The organism is Enterococcus sp. DJ147D b (genome assembly GCF_058216655.1).
This window is the reverse complement of sequence record NZ_CM177104.1, coordinates 1,651,999-1,673,960: the sequence shown is the minus strand read 5'-3', so window position 1 is coordinate 1,673,960 and position 21,962 is coordinate 1,651,999. Positions and strand designations below refer to the sequence as shown.

22 protein-coding genes and 1 other annotated feature are annotated in these 21,962 nt (G+C 37.6%); of the genes, 21 read left to right on the top strand and 1 reads right to left on the bottom strand.

Annotated features, from left to right (window positions below):
- From AC4BD1_RS07935 to AC4BD1_RS07860, 16 genes are all read left to right on the top strand, one after another.
- On the top strand, positions 1-1,380 hold the full coding sequence (locus AC4BD1_RS07935) for an acetyl-CoA carboxylase biotin carboxylase subunit (protein ID WP_490485441.1): 1,380 nt from the start codon (positions 1-3) through the stop codon (positions 1,378-1,380).
- Positions 1,381-2,250: an acetyl-CoA carboxylase, carboxyltransferase subunit beta gene (gene accD, locus AC4BD1_RS07930; RefSeq protein ID WP_206909151.1), complete on the top strand. Its 870-nt coding sequence runs from the start codon at positions 1,381-1,383 to the stop codon at positions 2,248-2,250.
- Positions 2,243-3,028 carry an acetyl-CoA carboxylase carboxyl transferase subunit alpha gene (locus AC4BD1_RS07925; protein WP_206909153.1) on the top strand — a complete coding sequence of 262 codons (786 nt, stop codon included), beginning with the start codon at positions 2,243-2,245 and terminating at the stop codon, positions 3,026-3,028. The genes accD and AC4BD1_RS07925 overlap by 8 nt, the downstream gene beginning before the upstream one ends.
- A gap of 290 nt (positions 3,029-3,318) precedes the next feature.
- On the top strand, positions 3,319-4,143 hold the full coding sequence (locus AC4BD1_RS07920; RefSeq protein ID WP_490485440.1) for a transporter substrate-binding domain-containing protein: 825 nt from the start codon (positions 3,319-3,321) through the stop codon (positions 4,141-4,143).
- Between the two features lie 14 nt (positions 4,144-4,157).
- Complete coding sequence (locus tag AC4BD1_RS07915) at positions 4,158-4,844, top strand: ABC transporter permease subunit (RefSeq protein WP_206909156.1); 687 nt, start codon at positions 4,158-4,160, stop codon at positions 4,842-4,844.
- 14 nt (positions 4,845-4,858) lie between these two features.
- Positions 4,859-5,590: an amino acid ABC transporter ATP-binding protein gene (locus tag AC4BD1_RS07910; RefSeq protein ID WP_490485439.1), complete on the top strand. Its 732-nt coding sequence runs from the start codon at positions 4,859-4,861 to the stop codon at positions 5,588-5,590.
- Positions 5,591-5,798: 208 nt separating this feature from the next.
- On the top strand, positions 5,799-6,326 hold the full coding sequence (locus AC4BD1_RS07905) for a YqeG family HAD IIIA-type phosphatase (protein WP_067480898.1): 528 nt from the start codon (positions 5,799-5,801) through the stop codon (positions 6,324-6,326).
- Positions 6,323-7,432 (top strand): ribosome biogenesis GTPase YqeH, encoded by a 1,110-nt coding sequence (gene yqeH, locus AC4BD1_RS07900; RefSeq protein ID WP_206909159.1) that lies wholly within the window; start codon positions 6,323-6,325, stop codon positions 7,430-7,432. Before AC4BD1_RS07905 ends, yqeH begins: the two co-directional genes overlap by 4 nt.
- 15 nt (positions 7,433-7,447) lie before the next feature.
- Positions 7,448-7,759, top strand: a complete 312-nt coding sequence (gene yhbY, locus AC4BD1_RS07895; RefSeq protein WP_067480904.1) for a ribosome assembly RNA-binding protein YhbY — start codon at positions 7,448-7,450, stop codon at positions 7,757-7,759.
- Between the two features lie 13 nt (positions 7,760-7,772).
- Complete coding sequence (locus tag AC4BD1_RS07890) at positions 7,773-8,420, top strand: nicotinate-nucleotide adenylyltransferase (RefSeq protein ID WP_206909161.1); 648 nt, start codon at positions 7,773-7,775, stop codon at positions 8,418-8,420.
- Positions 8,410-8,997 carry a bis(5'-nucleosyl)-tetraphosphatase (symmetrical) YqeK gene (gene yqeK / locus AC4BD1_RS07885; RefSeq protein WP_206909163.1) on the top strand — a complete coding sequence of 196 codons (588 nt, stop codon included), beginning with the start codon at positions 8,410-8,412 and terminating at the stop codon, positions 8,995-8,997. Before AC4BD1_RS07890 ends, yqeK begins: the two co-directional genes overlap by 11 nt.
- A 2-nt stretch (positions 8,998-8,999) precedes the next feature.
- On the top strand, positions 9,000-9,383 hold the full coding sequence (gene rsfS / locus AC4BD1_RS07880) for a ribosome silencing factor (protein ID WP_242589912.1): 384 nt from the start codon (positions 9,000-9,002) through the stop codon (positions 9,381-9,383).
- A 1-nt stretch (position 9,384) separates the two neighbouring features.
- On the top strand, positions 9,385-10,125 hold the full coding sequence (locus tag AC4BD1_RS07875) for a class I SAM-dependent DNA methyltransferase (RefSeq protein WP_206909165.1): 741 nt from the start codon (positions 9,385-9,387) through the stop codon (positions 10,123-10,125).
- Between the two features lie 75 nt (positions 10,126-10,200).
- The gene (locus AC4BD1_RS07870; RefSeq protein WP_490485438.1) at positions 10,201-11,370 is read left to right on the top strand and encodes a nucleotidyltransferase; all 1,170 of its coding nucleotides are present in this window, start codon (positions 10,201-10,203) and stop codon (positions 11,368-11,370) included.
- Between the two features lie 131 nt (positions 11,371-11,501).
- Positions 11,502-12,221, top strand: a complete 720-nt coding sequence (locus AC4BD1_RS07865) for a YebC/PmpR family DNA-binding transcriptional regulator (protein WP_206909168.1) — start codon at positions 11,502-11,504, stop codon at positions 12,219-12,221.
- A 195-nt stretch (positions 12,222-12,416) separates the two neighbouring features.
- Positions 12,417-13,061 (top strand): hypothetical protein, encoded by a 645-nt coding sequence (locus AC4BD1_RS07860; RefSeq protein WP_206909170.1) that lies wholly within the window; start codon positions 12,417-12,419, stop codon positions 13,059-13,061.
- 133 nt (positions 13,062-13,194) lie between these two features.
- On the opposite strand, the gene helD is transcribed toward AC4BD1_RS07860, so the two are convergent.
- Positions 13,195-15,474 (bottom strand): RNA polymerase recycling motor HelD, encoded by a 2,280-nt coding sequence (gene helD, locus AC4BD1_RS07855; protein ID WP_490485437.1) that lies wholly within the window; start codon positions 15,472-15,474, stop codon positions 13,195-13,197.
- A gap of 226 nt (positions 15,475-15,700) precedes the next feature.
- Between helD and AC4BD1_RS07850 the strand changes: the two genes are divergently transcribed.
- From AC4BD1_RS07850 to AC4BD1_RS07830, 5 genes are all read left to right on the top strand, one after another.
- Entirely contained in the window at positions 15,701-17,479 is a 1,779-nt protein-coding gene (locus AC4BD1_RS07850) for a heavy metal translocating P-type ATPase (protein WP_490485436.1), read from the top strand.
- Positions 17,480-17,624: 145 nt separating this feature from the next.
- Positions 17,625-17,747 carry a hypothetical protein gene (locus AC4BD1_RS07845; RefSeq protein WP_490485435.1) on the top strand — a complete coding sequence of 41 codons (123 nt, stop codon included), beginning with the start codon at positions 17,625-17,627 and terminating at the stop codon, positions 17,745-17,747.
- A gap of 667 nt (positions 17,748-18,414) precedes the next feature.
- Positions 18,415-18,594, top strand: a complete 180-nt coding sequence (gene thmT / locus AC4BD1_RS07840; RefSeq protein ID WP_067480942.1) for a 2-hydroxymuconate tautomerase — start codon at positions 18,415-18,417, stop codon at positions 18,592-18,594.
- Between the two features lie 51 nt (positions 18,595-18,645).
- Positions 18,646-18,848 (top strand) — a binding site (T-box leader).
- 65 nt (positions 18,849-18,913) lie between these two features.
- Positions 18,914-20,854 carry a threonine--tRNA ligase gene (thrS, locus tag AC4BD1_RS07835; RefSeq protein ID WP_490485434.1) on the top strand — a complete coding sequence of 647 codons (1,941 nt, stop codon included), beginning with the start codon at positions 18,914-18,916 and terminating at the stop codon, positions 20,852-20,854.
- Positions 20,855-21,008: 154 nt separating this feature from the next.
- Positions 21,009-21,848 (top strand): MurR/RpiR family transcriptional regulator, encoded by an 840-nt coding sequence (locus AC4BD1_RS07830; protein ID WP_206899160.1) that lies wholly within the window; start codon positions 21,009-21,011, stop codon positions 21,846-21,848.
- Positions 21,849-21,962: the final 114 nt, after the last annotated feature.

Genomic DNA, 21,962 nt, shown 5'->3' with positions numbered 1-21,962 from the left:
ATGTTTTCAAAAGTTTTGATAGCTAACCGCGGTGAAATTGCCGTGCGGATTATTCGTGCCTGTCGTGAATTAGGTATTCAAACCGTTGCTGTATATTCAGAAGCAGATGCTGACGCATTGCATACCCAATTAGCAGATGAAGCGATTTGCATTGGACCAGCGAAAGCTGTTGATTCTTATTTGAATGTTCAACAGGTTTTGAGTGCGGCAATCGTTACTAAGGCCGAAGCGATTCACCCAGGTTTTGGTTTTTTATCTGAAAATAGTCGTTTTGCATCAATGTGTGAAGAGTGCAATATTGTTTTTATTGGGCCTGAAAGTGAAACAATTGATGCGATGGGGAATAAGATTAATGCCCGTCGCTTGATGCAAGAAGCGAAAGTCCCGGTGATCCCGGGAAGCGAAGGTGTACTTTCTACTGTGGAAGAAGCTTTGTCTGTTGCGGATAAGATTGGTTACCCAGTTATGCTAAAGGCCGCTGCTGGTGGCGGTGGTAAAGGAATTCGGAAGGTAATGACCAAAGAAGACCTACCACAACACTTTGCTTCTGCGCAACAAGAAGCTGCTGCTGCGTTTGGAAATGACGAAATGTATTTGGAAAAAATTATTTATCCAGCAAGACACATTGAAGTTCAAATATTGGGTGATCATTATGGAAATGTCATTCATTTGGGTGAGCGTGATTGTTCGTTACAAAGAAATAATCAAAAAGTTCTTGAAGAATCACCATCTGTTGTGATTTCTGCTGCAAAACGTGCAGATTTAGGCGCTGCGGCTGTTCGTGCAGCGAAAGCTGTAAATTACGAAAATGCTGGAACCATTGAATTTCTGATGGATGAATCTGGTGCCTTTTACTTTATGGAAATGAATACGCGAATTCAAGTAGAACATCCAGTGACAGAAATGGTAACGAATGTTGACTTAGTGAAAAAGCAAATTGAAATCGCAGCAGGCGAACCATTGGGGTTAGAACAAAGCGACATCAAGTTTCAAGGTCATGCGATTGAATGTCGAATCAATGCAGAAAATCCAGCTTTTCATTTTGCCCCTTCACCTGGAACCATTGAAAACTTATTACTTCCTGCTGGAGGAATGGGTTTACGTGTCGATAGTGCAGTTTATTCAGGCTATAAAATACCTCCATACTATGATTCAATGATTGCTAAAGTCATTGTTCATGGCGATACACGCTTTGAGGCGTTGATGAAAATGCAACGTGCGTTAAGTGAAATCGTGACAGATGGTGTTGTGACAAATGCCGAATTTCAAATGGACTTGATTAGTCATCCAGCAGTGATTGCTGGTGATTACACGACAGCATTTTTACAAGAAGAATTTTTACCAAATTGGACACCTGAAACGGAGATTGGAGGCGAGTAGATGGCTCTGTTTAAGAAGAAAAAATATATTCGCATTAACCCAAATCGTGGAGCTCAGCCTACAAGTCCACCAACTGTTCCTGACAACATGTGGGCAAAGTGTCCGAATTGTAAACACATCATTTACACAAAAGATATTGGTGAAGAACGTGTTTGTCCGAATTGTGGTTACACGTTTCGTATCAGTGCTTGGCAACGATTAGCGTTAACGATTGATGAAAAAAGCTTTGAAGAATGGGATACTGAATTAGCAACAGAAGATCCTTTGAATTTTCCTGGGTACCAGGACAAAATCGAAGTGATGCAAGAAAAAACTGGATTGCATGAAGCCATTTTGACTGGTAAAGCAACGATCAATGACATTCCTTTGGCAATTGGCGTGATGGATTCAAACTTTATCATGGGAAGCATGGGAACGATTGTTGGCGAAAAAATAACTAGATTATTTGAACGGGCGTTAACAGCAAATTTACCTGTGGTCTTGTTTACTGCCTCTGGCGGTGCCAGAATGCAAGAAGGTATTTTTTCTTTAATGCAAATGGCAAAAATTTCCGCAGCGGTGAAACGTCACAGTAATGCAGGGCTTTTTTATCTAACGATTTTGACTGATCCAACAACTGGTGGTGTAACCGCTAGTTTTGCGATGGAAGGTGACGTGATTTTAGCTGAGCCGCAAAGCTTGATTGGTTTTGCTGGTCGTCGGGTAATTGAACAAACGATTAAACAGGAGTTACCGGAAGATTTTCAAAAGGCAGAATTTTTGTTAGCCCATGGTTTTGTTGATCAGATCGTTCCACGAACAGAATTGAAGCAAACCATTCATCAGTTGCTTGAGTTGCATACACAGAAAGGTTGGTTGGATCATGAATAAAACAGCTCATGAGGTTGTTCAACTAGCTAGAGCAAAAGAACGTTGGACGAGTTTAGATTTTTTTGAAGAAATTTTTGATGGATTTCAGGAGTTTCATGGTGATCGTTTGTTTGGTGATGATGAAGCAATCGTTGGGGGGATTGCTCGTTTAGCTGGCAAACCAATCACAGTGATTGGCATCCAAAAGGGGCGAGATCTACAAGAAAATATCCAACGAAACTTCGGTTCACCACATCCAGAAGGGTACCGCAAAGCGTTGAGATTGATGAAACAGGCAGAAAAATTTAAACGTCCAGTCATCACGCTGATTAATACTGCTGGAGCTTATTGTGGGGTAGGAGCGGAAGAACGTGGCGAAGGTGAAGCCATCGCCAAAAATCTTTTAGAAATGTCTGATTTGAAAGTACCAGTTCTAGCAATCATCATTGGTGAAGGCGGCAGTGGTGGAGCGCTTGCTCTTGGTGTTGCTGATGAAGTTTGGATGCTTGAGCAAACGATTTATGCGATTCTTTCACCAGAAGGATTTGCATCTATTTTGTGGAAAGATGGAAGCCGAGCGGCTGAAGCGGCTGAGCTGATGAAAATCACTGCGCCTGAATTACATGAATTAGGAATTGTGGACAAGGTGATTCCAGAAACTTTTAATGGGGAACCACTTCCTTGGCCTAAAGTAGCACACATAATGAAAAAAGCAATAATTGAAAAGTTAACTGAATTATCGCAAACGGATGTAACTACTTTACTTGAAAACCGTTATGAAAGGTTCCGTAAGTACTAAACGACTGATGATAAGAGGTTGGGATTTCTCCCAGCCTCTTTTTGTTGTATTGAAAAAAACAAAGTAATTTGTTTTTCTTCGCTTCGATCTGATTTTGAATTTGCTTGGAATCATTTGGAATGAAGTTAGAGGCGAATGATTTTTAGTCAAAAACAAGGAAAAACTCATGATAAATGAAATTTTCGCATATTTTTTCAAAAATTACTCTTGAAATGAATAAAAAATCTGATATTATGTATAATAACTCATTAACTTAATGTTGTGTGTATAAATATTAGAGGAGAGTATAGATGAAAAAAATAATTTGGTTTGCGATGGTTTCAATGGTGGTCCTTTTAGGTGCATGTAGCTCAGGAGGAAAAGAAACAAGTAATGATTCAAAAAAAGAAGTGATTCAAAGCATCCAAGACTCTGGAAAATTAGTGGTGGGAACTTCTGCAGATTTTGCTCCATTTGAATTTCATACGATGATTGATGGAAAAGATAAAATCGTCGGTGTGGATATTGATTTGGCGAATGAAATCGCGAAAGAATTGGGTGTCAAAGTCGAGGTGATGGATATGGAATTCAATGCGGTATTAGCAGCCTTACAACAAGGAAAAGTCAATTTAGCGATTTCTGGTATTTCGGCAACAGAAGAACGTCAACAAACATTTGACTTCTCAGATAATTATTTTGCTCCACCTCAAAAAATGGTGATTAATAAAGAAAACGTAAATGAATTAACTAGTCTAAAAAGTTTTGCAAAGAAAAAAGTGGGCGCGCAAAAAGGATCAGTTCAAGAAGATGTTGTGAAAGAACAAGTGGCAGACGCACAACTAGTTTCTGTAGCTAAAGTGCCTAATCTAATCATTGAATTAAAACAAGGATCAATTGATGGATTGGTGTTAGAGGAAACAGTTGCAAATTCTTATATTGAAAACAATCCAGAATTGATGTTAGCAGATGTTGATTTAGTTTCGAGCGATGAAGAAGCCTACGCAATTGCATTACCAAAAGGTGAAGAAGAATTACAAAAGAAAGTTAATCAAGTTATCAAAGAATTACAAAGCTCAGGAAAAATGGATGAATTTATTAAAAAAAATACAGAGTTAGCTAAAAAAGCGGAAAAATAAAGGAGTTTGATTACGTGAATTTTTCATTTCTATCGATATACTATCCCTATTTCCTGTCAGGTGCATTAATTACATTAATTATCTCCGTTATTACGATTGTTTTTGGAACAGTAATTGGTGTTGTCATGGCATTATTTAAGCTTTCAAAGATTCGTCCTTTACGATGGTTTGCCAATGCTTATATCGAAGTATTACGTGGGACACCAATGCTGATCCAAATTTTAATTGGTTTCGGATTGTTACAAGGCGTGGTTCATGCACCAACATTGACTCTAGGTGTGCTAGATGTTGACTTTAGTCGGTTAATACCGGGAATGATTGTCTTATCAATGAATTCGGGTGCTTATGTCGCTGAAATTGTTCGTGGTGGAATCATGGCTGTCAATTTTGGGCAAGACGAGGCCGCTAGCTCGTTGGGACTTAGACCAATGCAAACAATGCAATATGTGATTTTACCACAAGCATTAAGAAATATCTTACCTCCAATGGGTAATGAATTTATCACGTTGATCAAAGATTCTTCCCTACTTTCGACAATTGGAATCTACGAGTTATTAAATAGTGCTCAAATCGTTATCTCGAATTCGTATCTTCCTTTAGAACCTCTCTACGTAGCCGCAATTATTTATTTTGTTCTAACCTTTTTGATGTCGAGATTGCTGCATGTTTGGGAAATCAAATTAGGTAAAGGATACCGATGAAAGGAAGGACGTCAATGGAAGCACTTATTCAAGTGAATCACTTAACCAAAACATTTGGACAAAAAGAAATTTTAAAAGGCATCACATTAGAAATCACTCAAGGAGAGGTCGTGGTAGTGATTGGCCCGTCTGGCTCTGGAAAAAGTACGTTCTTACGCTGCTTGAATCTGTTAGAAGAGCCAACCAGTGGAATAATCTTGTTTGATGGTCAAGAAATCACCAACAAAAAAACAGATATTTACCAAATGAGGGAACAGATGGGAATGGTTTTTCAACAATTCAATTTATTTCCAAATTTAACAGTGTTAGAAAATATTTTGCTGGCACCGACGAAAGTAAAAAAAATCAGTCGCGCAGAGGCAGAAGAAAAAGCGTTAGTCCTTCTTGACAAAGTTGGTTTGGTAGCAAAAGCACATGAATATCCGCAAGCATTATCAGGCGGACAACAACAAAGAATCGCAATCGCCAGAGCTCTTGCGATGGAACCTAAAGTAATGTTGTTTGATGAACCAACGTCTGCATTAGATCCAGAAATGGTTGGAGAAGTTCTATCAGTTATGCAGGAATTAGCAAAGGAAGGTATGACCATGGTAATCGTGACCCATGAAATTGGCTTTGCGCGAGAAGTTGGCGATCGTGTTTTATTCATGGATGATGGAAGGATGATTGAAGAAGGGACGCCAAAAGAACTTTTCGAGGAAACGAAGAAAGAGAGAACACGGCAGTTTCTTGAAAAAGTTTTATAAAGGAAAAACGATTGCCGTGTGGTGATCGTTTTTCTTTTTGCAAAAGAGTAAAACACAAAAGAAAATAAAACAAGCAGTTGAGAACGGATACAAAAATGTGCGGAGTGGATTGGATGGTAAAGGTAGTTTTTTTTTAGATTATGCAGTATAATTAGGGGCTGAGGAGTACCTGGTGTGCTCCTTCATTTTTTGCAAATGAGGAGACAAGATGTTTTCAAACTATAAACCAACATGGATGGTAGAAGCCATCTATCAAATTACCCCTGCACAGTTGAAAAATTTAGGTATCAAAGCCGTGTTAACTGATTTGGATAACACATTGATTGCTTGGAATAATCCAGATGGAACAGAAGAATTGTTAAATTGGATTTTAGAGATGAAGAATGCTGGCATTCCTGTGGTAGTTGTTTCAAATAATAACTCGAAGCGAATTGAACGAGCTATCGAAAAGTTTGATTTGCTTTATATTGCTCGTGCAATGAAACCATTTGCTGTAGGAATCAATCAAGCAAAGAAAAAGTTGAACCTTGCTGATGAAGAACTCGTGATGATTGGCGATCAAATCATGACGGATATCCGTGGTGCAAATCGCGCCGGGATTCGTAGTATTTTGGTCAAACCAATTATCGAGACGGATAGCTGGAAAACACAAATCAATCGTTTTTTTGAAAAAAGAATCATGGCTCATTTACTAGTAAATAATCCTGATATGGGCTGGCGAGGTGGAATTGAATGAGTGAAGAATTACACTGTATCGGGTGCGGCTCGATTATTCAAACAGATAGACCAGGAGAACTAGGATATACACCGCAATCTGCCTTAGAAAAAGGGTTGGAATCAGGCGAAGTTTATTGCCAACGTTGTTTCAGATTACGACACTACAATGAAATCCAAGATGTTTCTTTAACAGATGATGATTTTTTACGTTTGTTAAATGAATTAGGTCAAAAGGATGCATTGATCGTTAACGTTGTCGATATTTTTGATTTCAATGGTTCATTGATTCCGGGATTACATCGTTTTGTTGGTGATAACCCAGTGTTATTAGTAGGTAATAAAGTCGATATCTTACCAAAATCACTGAAGAAACCTAAAATGATCCAATGGATGACGGAACGTGCGCACGAAGTAGGGCTCAGACCTGCCGAAGTACTGCTAACGAGTGCAAAAAAAGCACATGAAATGGAAGATTTACTGGCCAAAATCGAAGAATATCGTGAAGGTAGAGATGTCTATGTCGTTGGTGTAACGAATGTCGGTAAATCAACACTGATCAATCAAATCATCAAGAATACGGTGGGTGTTCAAGACGTGATTACTACTTCACAATTTCCCGGGACGACTTTAGATAAAATTGAAATTCCTTTAGATGACGGTCAAGCGCTAATTGACACGCCGGGAATTATTCATCGTCATCAAATGGCGCATTATTTAGGCAAAAAAGACTTACGCATCATTGCACCAACAAAAGAAATCAAACCGAAAGTTTATCAATTGAATGATGGTCAAACGCTCTTTTTAGGTGGTTTGGCACGTTTTGATTTTGTAAATGGTGATCGTGGCTCATTTATTGCGTATGTTTCAAATGATGTGAATATCCATCGAACAAAACTCGAAAAAGCAGATGAATTTTACGCAAAACATGTGGGTGGACTTTTACAGCCTCCACGTCCTGACGAGGTAGAAGAATTTCCTGAACTCGTTCGTTTTGAATTTTCAGTGAAAGAAAAAACAGATATCGTTTTTGCTGGACTTGGATGGATCACTGTGTCACAGCCAGCTGTTGTTGCTGGATGGGCGCCTAAAGGTGTCGATGTAATCAAGCGTAAAGCTTTAATTTAAGGAAGAAGGAAAAAAATGGAATTAAGAGGAAAACAAAAACGTTTTTTACGTAGTCAAGCACATCACCTACAGCCTATTTTTCAAATTGGAAAAGGCGGAATCAACTCAGCAATGCTTGTTCAAATCAATGAAGCATTAGAAAAACGTGAACTAATCAAAGTTACTTTGTTACAAAACACGGATGAAATCGCTGAAGATGTTGCGCGAATTTTAGAAGAAGAAGTTCAATGTGAGATTGTTCAAATCATTGGACGCGTATTGGTACTGTACAAACCATCAAGTAAAGAAAAATATCAACGCATTTCACGAGAAGTAAAAGCAATCTAAGGAGTGGTCGTTAATGAGTACGCAGGCTAATCTATTTGTTCGTTCACAAGTTTTTCCAAAAGAAATGCCACAAGTCTTTGAGAAAAAACGGCAAGTTGGAATCTTGGGTGGAACATTTAACCCTGTCCATCTGGCACATCTAGTTATGGCTGAACAAGTTGGACAGAATTTAGGACTGGATCGCGTATTTTTAATGCCTTCCTATCAACCACCACATATTGATGAGAAAAAAACGATTTCGGCAACACATCGATTGAACATGCTTGAGCTAGCAATCGAAGACAATCCGTTTTTGGCAATTGAAACCGTTGAATTAAGTCGTGGTGGTAAAAGTTATACTTATGACACAATGAAAGCCTTGACGCAGAATAATCCAGATACAGATTATTATTTCATCATTGGCGGAGATATGGTTGAGTATCTACCAAAATGGTACAAAATCGATGAATTAGTTCAGCTCGTCCACTTTGTGGGGATCAAGCGTGCTGGTTATGGAGTCGAAACGCCGTATCCTGTGATTTGGGTCGACGTGCCTGAAATTGACATTAGTTCGACCAAGATTCGTCAAAAAGTTCGTCAAGGTTGCTCGATTCGCTACTTAGTTCCTGACAAAGTAGTTGATTACATTCAGAAAGAAGGCTTGTATCAATATGGATTATAGTAGTCATTATACTGCGGATACTCGCGAAACATTGATGCAAAAAGTCCAAATGCGAATGAGTGAACGTCGTTTTCAACATGTTTTGGGTGTAGAGAAAATGGCAATAGCATTGGCTGAAAAGTATGGTTGTTCGCCAGAAAAAGCCAGTATTGCAGCATTGACCCATGATTATGCAAAAGAACGTCCAGATGATGAGTTTGTACTAGTTATCAAACGTGATGGATTTGATCCTGATTTGTTAAATTATGGCAATGCGATTTGGCATGGACTTGTGGGTGCTTCATTTGTTGAACGTGAATTGGGCATTACAGATCCCGAGATTCTAAATGCTATTCGAGTGCATACAACTGGGGCAGCAAAAATGACCTTACTGGATAAAATCATTTACGTCGCTGATTACATCGAACCAGGTAGAAAATTCCCTGGGGTAGAAGACGCGCGAGAAATCGCATTAGTTGACTTAGATGAAGCAGTTGCTTTTGAGACCAAGCACACATTAGCTCATTTAATTGAACAAGAACAACAAATTTATCCAAAAACAATCGAAACATACAATCATTGGGTGGCGAAAAAATAAATTTGTCATCAAATGTTAAGGAGGAAATTATCATAGATAGCAAAGAACAATTACAAATTGCGGTAAAAGCAGCAGATTCAAAACGTGCAGAAGATATTCTAGCACTTGATGTGAGAGAAGTTTCTTTATTGGCAGATTATTTCATGATTTGCTCAGCAAATAGTGAACGTCAAATGAACGCAATCACAGAAGAAATTATTGATAAAGAAGAAGAAAATAACTACGAAGTGAAACGCATTGAAGGAAAAGAAGGCGGAAAATGGATTCTGATTGACCTAGGTGATTTGATTGTCCATGTCTTCCACGCACCTGAAAGAGAATTTTATAATTTAGAAAAATTATGGTCAGATGCCCCACTTGTAAACATTTCTGAATGGTTGGATTAATATGGCTTATGAAACATTCGCTTTTATTTATGATGAAGTAATGGATGAAACGCTCTATCAACAATGGCTGGCATTTTCAAAGAGACACTTACCTGAGCAAACAAAGAATATTTTAGAGCTTGCTTGTGGTACGGGTGCATTAGCTGTTGAATTTGCTAAAGCTGGTTACAATGTGACTGGACTGGATCTGTCAGAAGATATGTTGATGATGGCAAGTCAACGCGCTTTTGAGCAAGAAACAGCAATCCAATTTGTTGAAGGAAACATGTTAGATCTTTCAGAAGTAGGACAATACGAAGCGATTACTTGTTATTCAGATTCATTATGTTATATGGAAAATGGGCAAGAAGTTCAACAAGTTTTTGATGAAGTCTATCAAGCTTTGGAAGAAAACGGACGCTTTTTATTTGATGTACATTCTGTTTATCAAGTAGATACGGTTTTTCCAGAATATAGCTACCATTATCAAAGTGAAAAATTTGCTTTTTTATGGGACAGTTATCCAGGAAAAGAACCACATAGTATTGAACATTTCTTAACCTTTTTTGTAGAGGATTTGGATCAGCCTGAAAAATTTATCCGCGAAGACGAGCTTCATCAAGAACGCACGTATTCAATGGAAAGCTATTTACGGATGTTAGAAAATAGTGGTTTTTCAAAAGTTGAGGCCTATGGTGATTTTACAGATGAAACACCAAACGAAGAAACAAAACGCTGGTTCTTTGTAGCCTATAAAGAATGAACTGAAAAGGAGCCGTGACAAACTGTCGCTGCTCTTTTTTCTCATTTTTCTACTAAAAGAAGAAGGAGGAATCTAATGAAAAGTTGTGGCTTGATCGTAGAGTATAATCCATTTCACAACGGTCATCGCTATCATGCAGAAATGGCAAGAAAACAGACAGGTGCAGAGGTCGTCATTGCGGTGATGAGTGGCAATTTTTTGCAGCGAGGCGAACCAGCTATTCTTGACAAATGGCAGCGTGCAAATGAAGCATTACAAAATGGTGTTGATCTAGTTATTGAATTACCTGTTGAATGGGCAGTTCAATCAGCCGATTATTTTGCAAAAGGTGCAGTGAGGTTGTTACAAGATATAGGCTGTGACTCCTTATGTTTTGGAACAGAAAACACGACGCAGTTTGACTACGAGTCATTTGGAAAATTTGTTTGGAACAACCAACATGAAATTGATCAGGCATTTCAAAATTTAGCCGATCAAAAAATCAGCTATCCGCAAAAAATGACAGAGGTTTTTCGCACCCTACTGCAAGATGCGCAACTTGATTTTTCTTCGCCCAACCATATTTTAGGTTTGAGCTATGCCAAGGAAAATGCAAGGTATGAACGACCGATGGCACTTCATCCAATCAAAAGAAAAAGTGCTGAGTATCACGAAAAAGAAATTTCTGATGAGACGATTGCAAGTGCAACTGCCATTCGGGAAGCTGTTGCTAAGAAAGCTGAAATTCAACATGTTGTCCCAGAAGTAACAGCTCAAGATTTACTAACGAAATCAACGCAAACTTGGGATGAACTTTGGCCGTATCTACGTTATAAATTATTATCGACGAATGCAACAAAACTGAAGGAAATTTATCAAATGACGGAAGGGTTAGAGATTCGATTACAAGAAGCCGCAAAGCAGGCGACGAATTTTCATTCTTTTGTGTCTTTGGTTAAAACAAAGCGTTATACTTGGACAAGAATCCAACGATTGGCTTGCTACGTGTTATTAAACATAACAGAGTCTGAAATTTTAGCGCAGCAAGAAAAAAATTATCTTCACGTATTGGGATTTACTGAAGTGGGAAGACAGTTTCTGAAAGAAACAAAACAAGAAACGACTCCTATATATTCACGAATAGGCAGAAAAGAAGCGACAGAAGCAAAACTATTAATTCGTAGCGATCAAATTTATTGCTTAGCGAACAGTCAGTTGACTGAACAAAATTTTGGGCGAATGCCAATTCAGACGAAGAAGAAGTGAAAACAATTTGTTGATCGTTTGATAAATTGGGAATAATGAAAAAAAGCTTCACAGAACTTGGATTCACAAGTATAATGAAACAGGACGTTTTTGCGTTACGGAACTAGAAAAAGAGAAAGCGAAGTGAAAATATGGGTCGTAAATGGGCTAATATTGTGGCAAAGAAAACTGCTAAAGATGCAAACAACAGTCGAATTTATGCAAAATTCGGGATTGAAATTTATGCGGCAGCGAAATCAGGTGAACCTGACCCACACGCTAACCAAAAGTTACATTTCGTTATTGATCGTGCGAAAACCTATAATGTGCCTAAACATATTATTGACCGCGCCATTGAAAAAGCAAAAGGTTCAGGAGATGAAACATATTCTGAATTGCGCTATGAAGGATTTGGACCAAATGGCTCAATGGTGATTGTTGATACATTGACAAACAATGTAAACCGAACTGCTGCAGATGTTCGTGCAGCTTTTGGTAAGAACGGTGGAAACATGGGTGTCTCTGGTGCCGTTTCTTATATGTTTGATAACACAGCTATTTTTGGTTTTGCTGGCGAGGATGCGGATGAAATTCTTGAATATTTAATGGAAAAAGATATCGATGTTCGTGATGTCATCGAAGAAGAAGGACAAATTATCGTTTATGGTGAAGTGCCTGATTTCCACGCTATCCAAGAAGCATTGAAAGAAAAAGGCATTACAGAGTTTTCTATTGCAGAAATTCAAATGTTACCACAAACTGAAATTACTTTAACGGGTGATGATTTAGTACAATTTGAAAAAATGATCGATGCGTTAGATGAACTTGAAGATGTTCAAAATATTTTCCATAATGTGGAGTTGGACGACTAGGAGTTTTTCTAGTTTGTTTAAACTTCTTCAAATCAAAGAAGTATGGCGAGTTGATGCCATGCTTCTTTTTTGATAAAAGAAAGATTTTACTAGTTTATTTTTGTTTTTTATTCCATTTCACCTGTGGTATCATAGGGTTACAGGTATTATTTTGGAATGATACAGAGTATATTGGAACTTGGGCGAGGAATAATGATGGAAGCAAAAATAATTTTGGAACCTTTCGATAGAATATTAAGCGGTTACGAAAAAGTAGAAGAACTAGCGGTAAATATTGCTGATTGTTCAGCTATTGCACATAAGTATGCACGATTTGGTGTAGAAGGCTATCGTTTAGGAAACTATACTGGGATAGGTTATTTGAATCGTTATTTGGAATGTTCGATTGATCGAGTACCTATGCTCATTTATCAAAAGAATTATTTGATTCCACTATTGTTTAAAAATACTGAAACATCTTTCCAGCTGTTTAACGATGCGTACCGCATGGAAGCTTTCTTTTTGTTGTTAGAATGGAGTTTGAAACATCAACCAGAAAAAATTTTGATTGAACAAGATCCGACTGTTACTTCATCTAAAAAGAAAATCATCGACAGTGCCTATCTCGTGTTTCGTTTGACCGAAATTTTGGACAGCGGAGGATATCCAATCAGTCATTTTCAAACAATTGAACAATTTATTGACTGGAATCGGATTTATCGTTTGATTGATAATGGTGGAGTGGGACGTCATAGTAAAGTATTTGATCCTGAATTTCCAGAAAACATTGAAGAATTACGAATGATCGTGTCTTTAGTTAGTTTAAAGTATCCGGAAACAGATTTGCAGATACCTGAATAAATACAAAAATTTTCGTTGCAGAATACTATGTGTAGAGGTAATCTGTACAGCATAAAAGCGGTTATGGTGCAAAACATTTAGTGCCAAAAAAGAGGTGTGACCAATTGGTCACACCTCTTTTTTATAAAATAAATTATATCACTTCATTGCTATAAGTCAGCGGCTCAATCGCATTCAATAATGGACTCTTATTGAATGAAGTAACCAGTGTCAATTCATGCATTGCGCGTGTACACATCGTATATAAGATGAGTTTGTCTTGTTCTGTGTGGAATTGTTCTTCGGTGATATTCCATAAGAAGACGCGATCAAATTCAAGTCCTTTTGCCAAGAAGGCAGGTAGCAAAATAATTGAACGTTTCATGAAGTCTTCCTCATCAAGAATCAATTGAACTTGTTGCTTCAAGCTTTCAGGGAATTGCTCATATAACTGTTGACATTCCTCTTGTGTTTTAGCAATGATTGCCGTCCGCCAATGTTTCGCTTTGACTTGAGTTTGTTCAAGTGTTTCCTCAAACCAATGAAGTTGTTTTTCAGCAGTTGACGCTTCAATGATGACGGGCTTATCACCTTTTCGAGCAGTTGTTTCGACACGATCTTCTTTTGATAAGAAATGGTTCGCAAAATCAGTGATTTCTTTAGTCGAACGGTAACTAGTTGTTAATTGGAAGCGTGTGACCTCTTGATTTTCAAAAAGTTGTGGAAGAGAACCGACAATAGTCTCGTTACCAAAGACATTTTGATTGAGATCGCCACAAAAAGTTAAGTTTGCTTTTGGATAAAGTGCTTGAAGTAGAGCAACCTGAGATGGTGCAAAATCTTGCATTTCATCAATAAAAACATAGCGTGCTTTTTGAGTGATTGTAACTGGGAATGTGCGACGCATAAGCAAGAAGAATAAAACAGCATCTTCTTGTTTCATTTGTTTTTGACGGAAATTCAGACGAATCCCTGCAATTTGCTGTGTCCATTGTTCGTTAGAAATACCATGAGAAACAAGTGTGTTTTCCGGAACACTTTGTAAAAAATGCAGGTATTGTTTAGGCATATTCACAAATTGATAGTTTGTGATACCGCGATGAACACGACGAAATTTTTTACGTACGATTTGGTTCGCCAGTTTTTTGCGTAAGGATTTCTCTTTTTGTTCTGTGTACTCAAGGTTGGGATCAGTTGCGTATAATTCTTGTAATTGTTCCTCAGCTAAATCTTTGACCCATTGCTGACGTGTTTCGTCCTTTTGCAAACCACCTAATTTTTTAAGTAGTTTTGTTTGAAGTAAAGAAAGACGTTGGTGTAATGGTAACAAATTATTCGTTTCTTGGTACCATTTTCGAATAGCATCTTTTGCAAGAATCGTTCGTCCATTGATTTTCATATCACGGAATAAAGGTCCATAATTTGTGATTGCTTTTACATAGGTGTGGATGTGTTCAACTAGTGTCAAACCGTTCTTTAAGTCATGGATTGGATCGTTCTTTCCATATAAAAATCCATGTTCTTGTTGGTCTTCTTCAACTAGTGAATAGTCTTGTAGCAGTTCTTGCATATAGTTTCTAAATGTTTTGGTTGGAACGCCGCTTTCACCAAGAGAAGGTAAGACAGTTGAAATATAGTCAGAGAATAAATGATTGGGTGAAAATAGCAATACGTGTTCCGCATTTAACCACTTCCGATTATGGTAAAGTAAAAACGCAATTCGTTGAAGTAACGCAGAGGTTTTTCCGCTTCCTGCGATTCCTTCAATCAGCATTACCTTGCTAGTAGTATCACGAATGATTGCATTTTGTGCTTTTTGGATCGTTGAAACGATGTTCTTCATATGAGTACTTGATGCTTCATCTAAAATTTCAAGTAAGAAGTCATCATTGATTACTTCAGAAGTGTCTACCATTGAGAGAAGTTCGCCGTCTTGGATTTTAAATTGTCGTTTAAGTAATAACTCAACGGTCATGCGTTCGACATCCGTTTCGTAGTAGGCAGGTCCGATTTCGCCTTCATAATAAAGATTAGCGATTGGTGCACGCCAATCGATGACAATTGTTTCTTCGGTCAAATCACGTAAAGAAGCAATCCCTAAATAAAGAGTTTCTGCTTCATTTTCTTCTTTAAAATCAATACGGGCAAAATAAGGATTTCCTTGCATGACATCTAGCGTTTGCAAACGATGTTGTTGTGCATCGAGAGTATGATATTTTAATAGTAATTCTTGTTCATGTTGGCGGTATTCAACAGCAGACTCGTAAAATGCCTCGTTAGAACCAGCTCGGATGCGATGATTCGCTGTTTCTTTTGTCGAGGTATTCATTTCTTGGGTCAATTCGTGTTGCTTACTGTTTAATAATTTTTGTTCAAGCTGGATCAATTGAACGGTTTCGTCCACATGTGCTTGTTCCATTTGTCTTTCATTCATGGCTTATTTGCTCCTTCCGCCTTAAATAACGAACTAAAAGTATAGCACAATTATGGGAAAAAAGGTATTTTTTAAAAGTTAGTAAAAAGTTTGACGATAGGTTAGTCAAAATAACTTAAAAAAGTGGAAGGATAAACAAGAATGATAGTTGTTTTCATTTAGCACGTATCAGTTTAAAAAGGAGAAAAGAACGCCTATGCTTGAAAGTGAAAGAAGGTTGGAAAAAATGACACATTTAAAAAAATTTCTTTTCACATTATTGATTGGTGGAGTAGCGTTGATCAGTGAGTTTGTTTTTCATCAGTCTCAACTAGCATTCTTTTTGATCGCAATTACTGGTGGTATTCTAGCCTTTTTGATGTTTCTTGAAATGATCAAAACGTTACGCTCTGGGAAATATGGTGTGGATATTCTAGCAATTACAGCGATTGTAGCAACACTAATAGTGAGAGAATACTGGGCGAGCTTGATGATTTTAATCATGTTAACTGGTGGGGATAGTCTAGAGGATTACGCCAATCAAAAGGCAAGTAAAGAGTTACAAGCACTGCTTGACAATACACCTCAAATAGCACATAAGTGGATCAATGGAAACTGGCAAGAATTCCCAGTTGATCAAATTGAAATCAACGACAAATTAGTTGTTAAGCCAGGAGAAACAGTCCCTGTGGATGGCCGAGTGATCAAAGGAAGTTCAGAAATAGACGAATCTTCATTAACAGGTGAATCACAACCAATCACTAAAACGATTGGCGATACGTTATTGTCTGGTTCAATCAATGGTGATCGTTCGCTAGAAATGAGAGTCGAAAAACGTGCAGCAGATAGCCAATATCAATTGATCCTTAATCTGGTTCAAGAATCAAAAGAAAAACCAGCAAAATTTGTCCGAATGGCAGATCGCTATGCAGTCCCATTTACATTGGTAGCTTATCTCATTGGCGGAATTGCTTGGTGGCTCTCAGGTGATCCGCATCGATTTGTAGAAGTCTTAGTTGTTGCTTCGCCTTGTCCGTTGATTTTGGCTGCTCCAGTCGCACTTGTTGCCGGAATGAGTCGTTCGAGTAAAAATGGGATCGTTGTTAAAAATGGTACTACGCTTGAAAAGCTAGCAGTGACTAAAACGATTGCTTTTGATAAAACTGGCACGATAACCAAAGGACAACTGGAAGTGACAGCAGTTCGACCAACTGGGAAATGGACAAAAGAAGAACTATTAGTGTATGCAGCTAGTGCAGAACAAGAATCAAGCCACATTTTAGCCCGTTCATTAGTTAGTTACGCAAAAAATCAAAAACTGTTGCCAACTTCAGAATTAAAAGAAATTGTTGGCCAAGGAATTGAAGCAATGATTGATAATCACTTTATCCAAGTGGGCAGAGCAAAATGGTTGGGTGTAACAGAAATTGCTTCTGCAGAAACCATTATTTATGTTGCTTTTGATCGAGAATTTGTTGGTACGATCCACTTTGCAGATGTGATTCGTCCCGAGGCAACGAACGCCATTAATCAATTGAAAGATTTTCATTTGGAACAGGTGATGATGCTAACCGGCGATAACCAAACGGTGGCGCAAACAATTGCCGAAAAAGTCGGAATCACGACAGTCCATGCGCAATGTTTACCTCAAGACAAATGGCAAATTTTAGCGGATGTTCCTGAGAAACAAAGACCAGTGACGATGGTTGGCGACGGTGTTAATGATGCACCTGCGCTAAGTGCAGCAGATGTTGGTATTGCAATGGGGGCACATGGAGCAACTGCAGCTAGTGAAAGTGCAGATGTGGTCATTTTAAAAGATGATTTGACGCGGGTTCCTGAAGCTGTCCTGATTGCCAAAGAAACGATGCGCATTGCACGTCAATCAGTCTTGATTGGTATTTTTATTTGTATTGCACTAATGCTGATTGCAAGCTTTGGCGTAATTCCTGCGCTATTAGGAGCTATGTTACAAGAAGTGGTTGATACCGTTTCGATTTTAAGTGCGCTACGTGCTAAAAAGTAGTTGAATACGATAGAAGACAACAAATCGATTTTTGAGAAACCTTTACAAAGGATTCAGAATTTTTTTAGTAAGTAATGGCTTTATTTTATTATTTAATTGTTTCAAAAAATAAAGTGAAACTAGAAATGATCGTAGGATATATCAAATGATAAGAAAATCAAAACTTTTTATTTTAGCAGGGGCTAGTATTCATGCTTTGGAGAAAACAGTTGACCTGATTGAAGAGCAACTGGAATTTCTATCTGAGGATGGTGGAAATGTAGAATAGTTGCTGCAAGTGTTTTGATTGATGAAGAATAAATGAGGATTGGTTAGTTTGTAGCTAACTAATCCTTTTGTTATAATCGAGAAACTATAATCAAGAAACGACAAAACTATGTCAACGAATGGATCAAAACCAATGTTTCTAAACTGAAATACAAAAGGAGGAAAGATATAAAAATTAATGAGAAAAGCGATGTATTCAATAGTAGCTAAAAGTAAGGTAAAGAAAAAGCTTTATCTTAACTCATTTTTGTTTTACTGATGTTGCTTTGTTTGTATACAACTCATTATTTTTTTGCTTTCAATTTTGGTATGATAGCTACTCTATTTTACTTTTTTCAAAAGATCAGTAAAAATGGATGACCATCAAGTACGGCTTTATTTTTAGTTTTCAACATATGTTTATTCCGAAAAGTGAAACTGAAATTCAATGTACCTTGCTTGTTTTTTTATATTTAGAAAGTTTTATCTGTTACGTAGAAATGTATCGAAACAATTAAAATCTATCTTGTTTTTGTGCTAATATAAAGTACGAAAAGAACAACGTCAGCTAGTTAAAAAATTGATATTTACATTGAAAACCAAATGTAGAAGGTTCATAAGCTGTAGGATGTCTATTTTTGTTTTTATCTTAAGAAAGAAATGAACTATTGTGAAGGGGGGTGAAGGAGATGCCGTTTGTTCATGTTGAATTAGTCGAAGGTCGTAGCCCAGAACAACTAGAAAATATGATGAAAGATATTACTGAAGCAGTTCATAAAAATACAGATGCACCAAAAGAGCATATCCATGTCATTATCAATGAAATGAAAAAAGGTACTTATGGTGTAAATGGAGAATGGAAAAAATAAGTCTGATTTCACACTTGCTTTTTCTAAATATTAGTGGTTAAATAAACACATAATTGATTGATGAGAAAGACAACTGAATTTGAGAGTCTTCTATTAGAGAGGAAAAGCTAGGCTGAAACTTTTCCAGAAGAAAACCAAAGGATGACCACTTTCGAAACCTTTGTTGAAACAAAGGCGGTCGAACCGTTAACACGCTCGAGGAACACATTTTTGTGTTCAAAATTAGGTGGAACCACGAAATTTTCGTCCTAGTATCTGTTTAGATACTAGGACTTTTTTTGTCGAATCGAGTCAATCAAAATTCAAAGGAGGAATTTCTATGTTAAAAATTACTTTTCCAGATGGCGCAGTCAAAGAGTTCGAGGCTGGAATTACAACCTTGGCAATTGCTGAAAGCATCTCAAAAAGTTTAGCTAAAAAAGCATTAGCAGGTAAAGTGAACGGTCAATTAGTTGACTTAGACCGTCCAATCGAAGAAGATGCAACAATTGAAATTGTGACCCCTGATCACGAAGACGCACTTGGATTAGTTCGTCATTCTGCTGCTCATTTGATGGCTCAAGCAATGCGCCGTTTATATCCTACTATCCATTTTGGTGTGGGACCAGCGATCGAATCAGGATTTTACTACGATACTGACAATGGTGAAAACCCAGTTACAGCGGAAGATTTACCAGCAATTGAAGCTGAAATGATGAAAATCGTTAAAGAAAACTTGCCAATCGAACGCCGTGTGCTATCCAAACAAGAAGCACTAGAAATTTTTGCAAGTGATCCTTATAAAGTAGAATTGATCACTGAATTGCCAGATGATGAAGTGATTACTGCTTATCAACAAGGAGAATTCATTGATTTATGCCGTGGCCCACACGTTCCGTCAACAGGACGTATCCAAGTATTCAAGTTATTATCAGTAGCAGGTGCTTACTGGCGCGGAAATTCAGATAATCATATGATGCAACGTGTCTATGGAACTGCATTCTTTGACAAAAAAGAATTGAAAGAATTTATTCGCTTGCGTGAAGAAGCAAAAGAAAGAGATCATCGTAAATTAGGGAAAGAACTTGGTTTATTTATGGTTTCACCTGAAGTTGGTTCAGGGTTACCATTCTGGTTACCAAAAGGTGCAACAATCAGACGTACGATTGAACGTTACATCGTAGACAAAGAAATTAGTTTAGGTTACCAACATGTGTACACACCAATTATGGGTGATGTGGAACTTTATAAAACATCTGGACACTGGGATCACTATCAAGAAGACATGTTCCCACCAATGGATATGGGCGATGGCGAAATGCTAGTATTACGTCCGATGAACTGTCCTCACCACATGATGGTTTATAAAAACAATATCCATTCTTATCGCGAATTACCAATTCGTATTGCTGAATTAGGGATGATGCACCGCTATGAAAAATCTGGGGCACTTTCAGGATTACAACGTGTACGTGAAATGACATTGAATGATGGTCATACTTTTGTACGTCCAGATCAAATCAAAGATGAATTCAAACGCACGCTTGAATTGATGGTAGCTGTCTATGCGGACTTTAACATCACGGACTATCGTTTCCGTCTAAGCTATCGCGATCCAAACAATACAGATAAATATTTTGATGACGATGCAATGTGGGAAAAGGCACAAGAAATGTTGAAAGCTGCAATGGATGAATTAGAACTTGAATATTTTGAAGCAGAAGGCGAAGCAGCATTCTACGGACCAAAACTAGATGTTCAAGTAAAAACAGCTTTGGGAACAGAAGAAACATTGTCAACTATTCAATTAGATTTCTTGTTGCCAGAACGTTTTGATTTAACTTATGTAGGTGAAGATGGTGAAAATACACATCGTCCCGTAGTTATTCACCGTGGAATCGTTTCAACGATGGAACGTTTTGTTGCTTATCTAACAGAAGTTTACAAAGGTGCATTTCCAACTTGGCTAGCACCAATTCAAGCAACAATTATCCCTGTTTCTGTCGAAGCACATGGGGATTATGCGTATGAAATCAAAGAACGTCTTCAAATGAAAGGCTTACGCGTGGAAGTTGATGATCGTAATGAAAAAATGGGTTACAAGATTCGTGCTTCACAAACACAAAAAATTCCTTATCAATTAGTTGTTGGAGACAAAGAATTGGATGACGCAACTGTTAACGTTCGTCGTTATGGAAGTAAAGAAACTTCTGTCGAAGACTTAAATATCTTTATTGATGCAATGGCTGCTGAAGTGAAAAACTACAGTCGCGAAGGCTAAATATTTTGCAAAGGTAGGCTAGGATGCGTAAGTGTCCTAGCTTTTTTATTTTGAATTTTACGAATAAATTAACTAATTTTTTATTGATAGAATCAAATGAAAAAAATTTTCGTATGTTATACTAAAGTGACTCTAATTAAATGGATGGTGACTTATGAGTGTAATTAGTCGTATCGAAAGTATGATGGAAGAATATTCCTCTGCGGAAAGGAAACTGGCAAATTATATTATCGATCATGTAGAAAAAGTTCCAACAATGACTGCAAATGATTTAGCAGAAGCAGCTGGATCAAGTGCACCGACAGTTGTCCGTTTTTCGAAAAAAATTGGCTTTCAAAGTCTAACAGATTTCAAAATCACTGTTTCGACAGAATTACAAACAGGACTAGTTGAAGGCTTTAGTGACATTGAACCAAATGAATCTTTTTATTCGATCAAAAATAAACTGGGAAACAATGCACAAGTGGCGATCAAAGAAACAGTCGACATTTTGGAAGAAGAGACTATTCGAACAGTTGTCCAGAGCTTAGAAGAAGCAGAAACCGTTTTTCTTTATGGTGTGGGCGCTTCTTCTTTGGTTGTCGAAGACATTTTACAAAAGTGGTCGCGAGTGGGTAAACCAATTATCTTTGAAAAAGATATCCATGTGTTACTGCCTCAATTAGTCAGCAACGAACAAAAAAAAGTCCTTTGGCTCGTTTCAAATTCGGGAAAAAGTGCGGATGTTGTCGCTCTGGGGGAATTAGCCAAATCATTGAACATCGAAGTAATCGTATTAACTCAATTTGGAAACAATCCATTAAGTAAATTAGCAGATGTGACTGTTCAAACTTCTCGACCTAAAGAAATCACGAATCGAAGTGCGGCTACAAACTCGCTGTTGGCACAGTTTGCGACAGTTGATATCATTTTTTATTTTTACATGGCAAAAAATGAATATTTAAGCGAAAAAGTGGCTCAAACACGTGAAGCTATTCAGCAGTATTTTAAATAGGTGATGTAAAAAAAATTGATTTTTTTTTGTGAAGAAGGAAATTTGTGTGGAGAAAGTTTTCCACAGTGTTGATTTTTTTGAAGATGTTTCACAAGGATAGGAAACGTTTTTTTC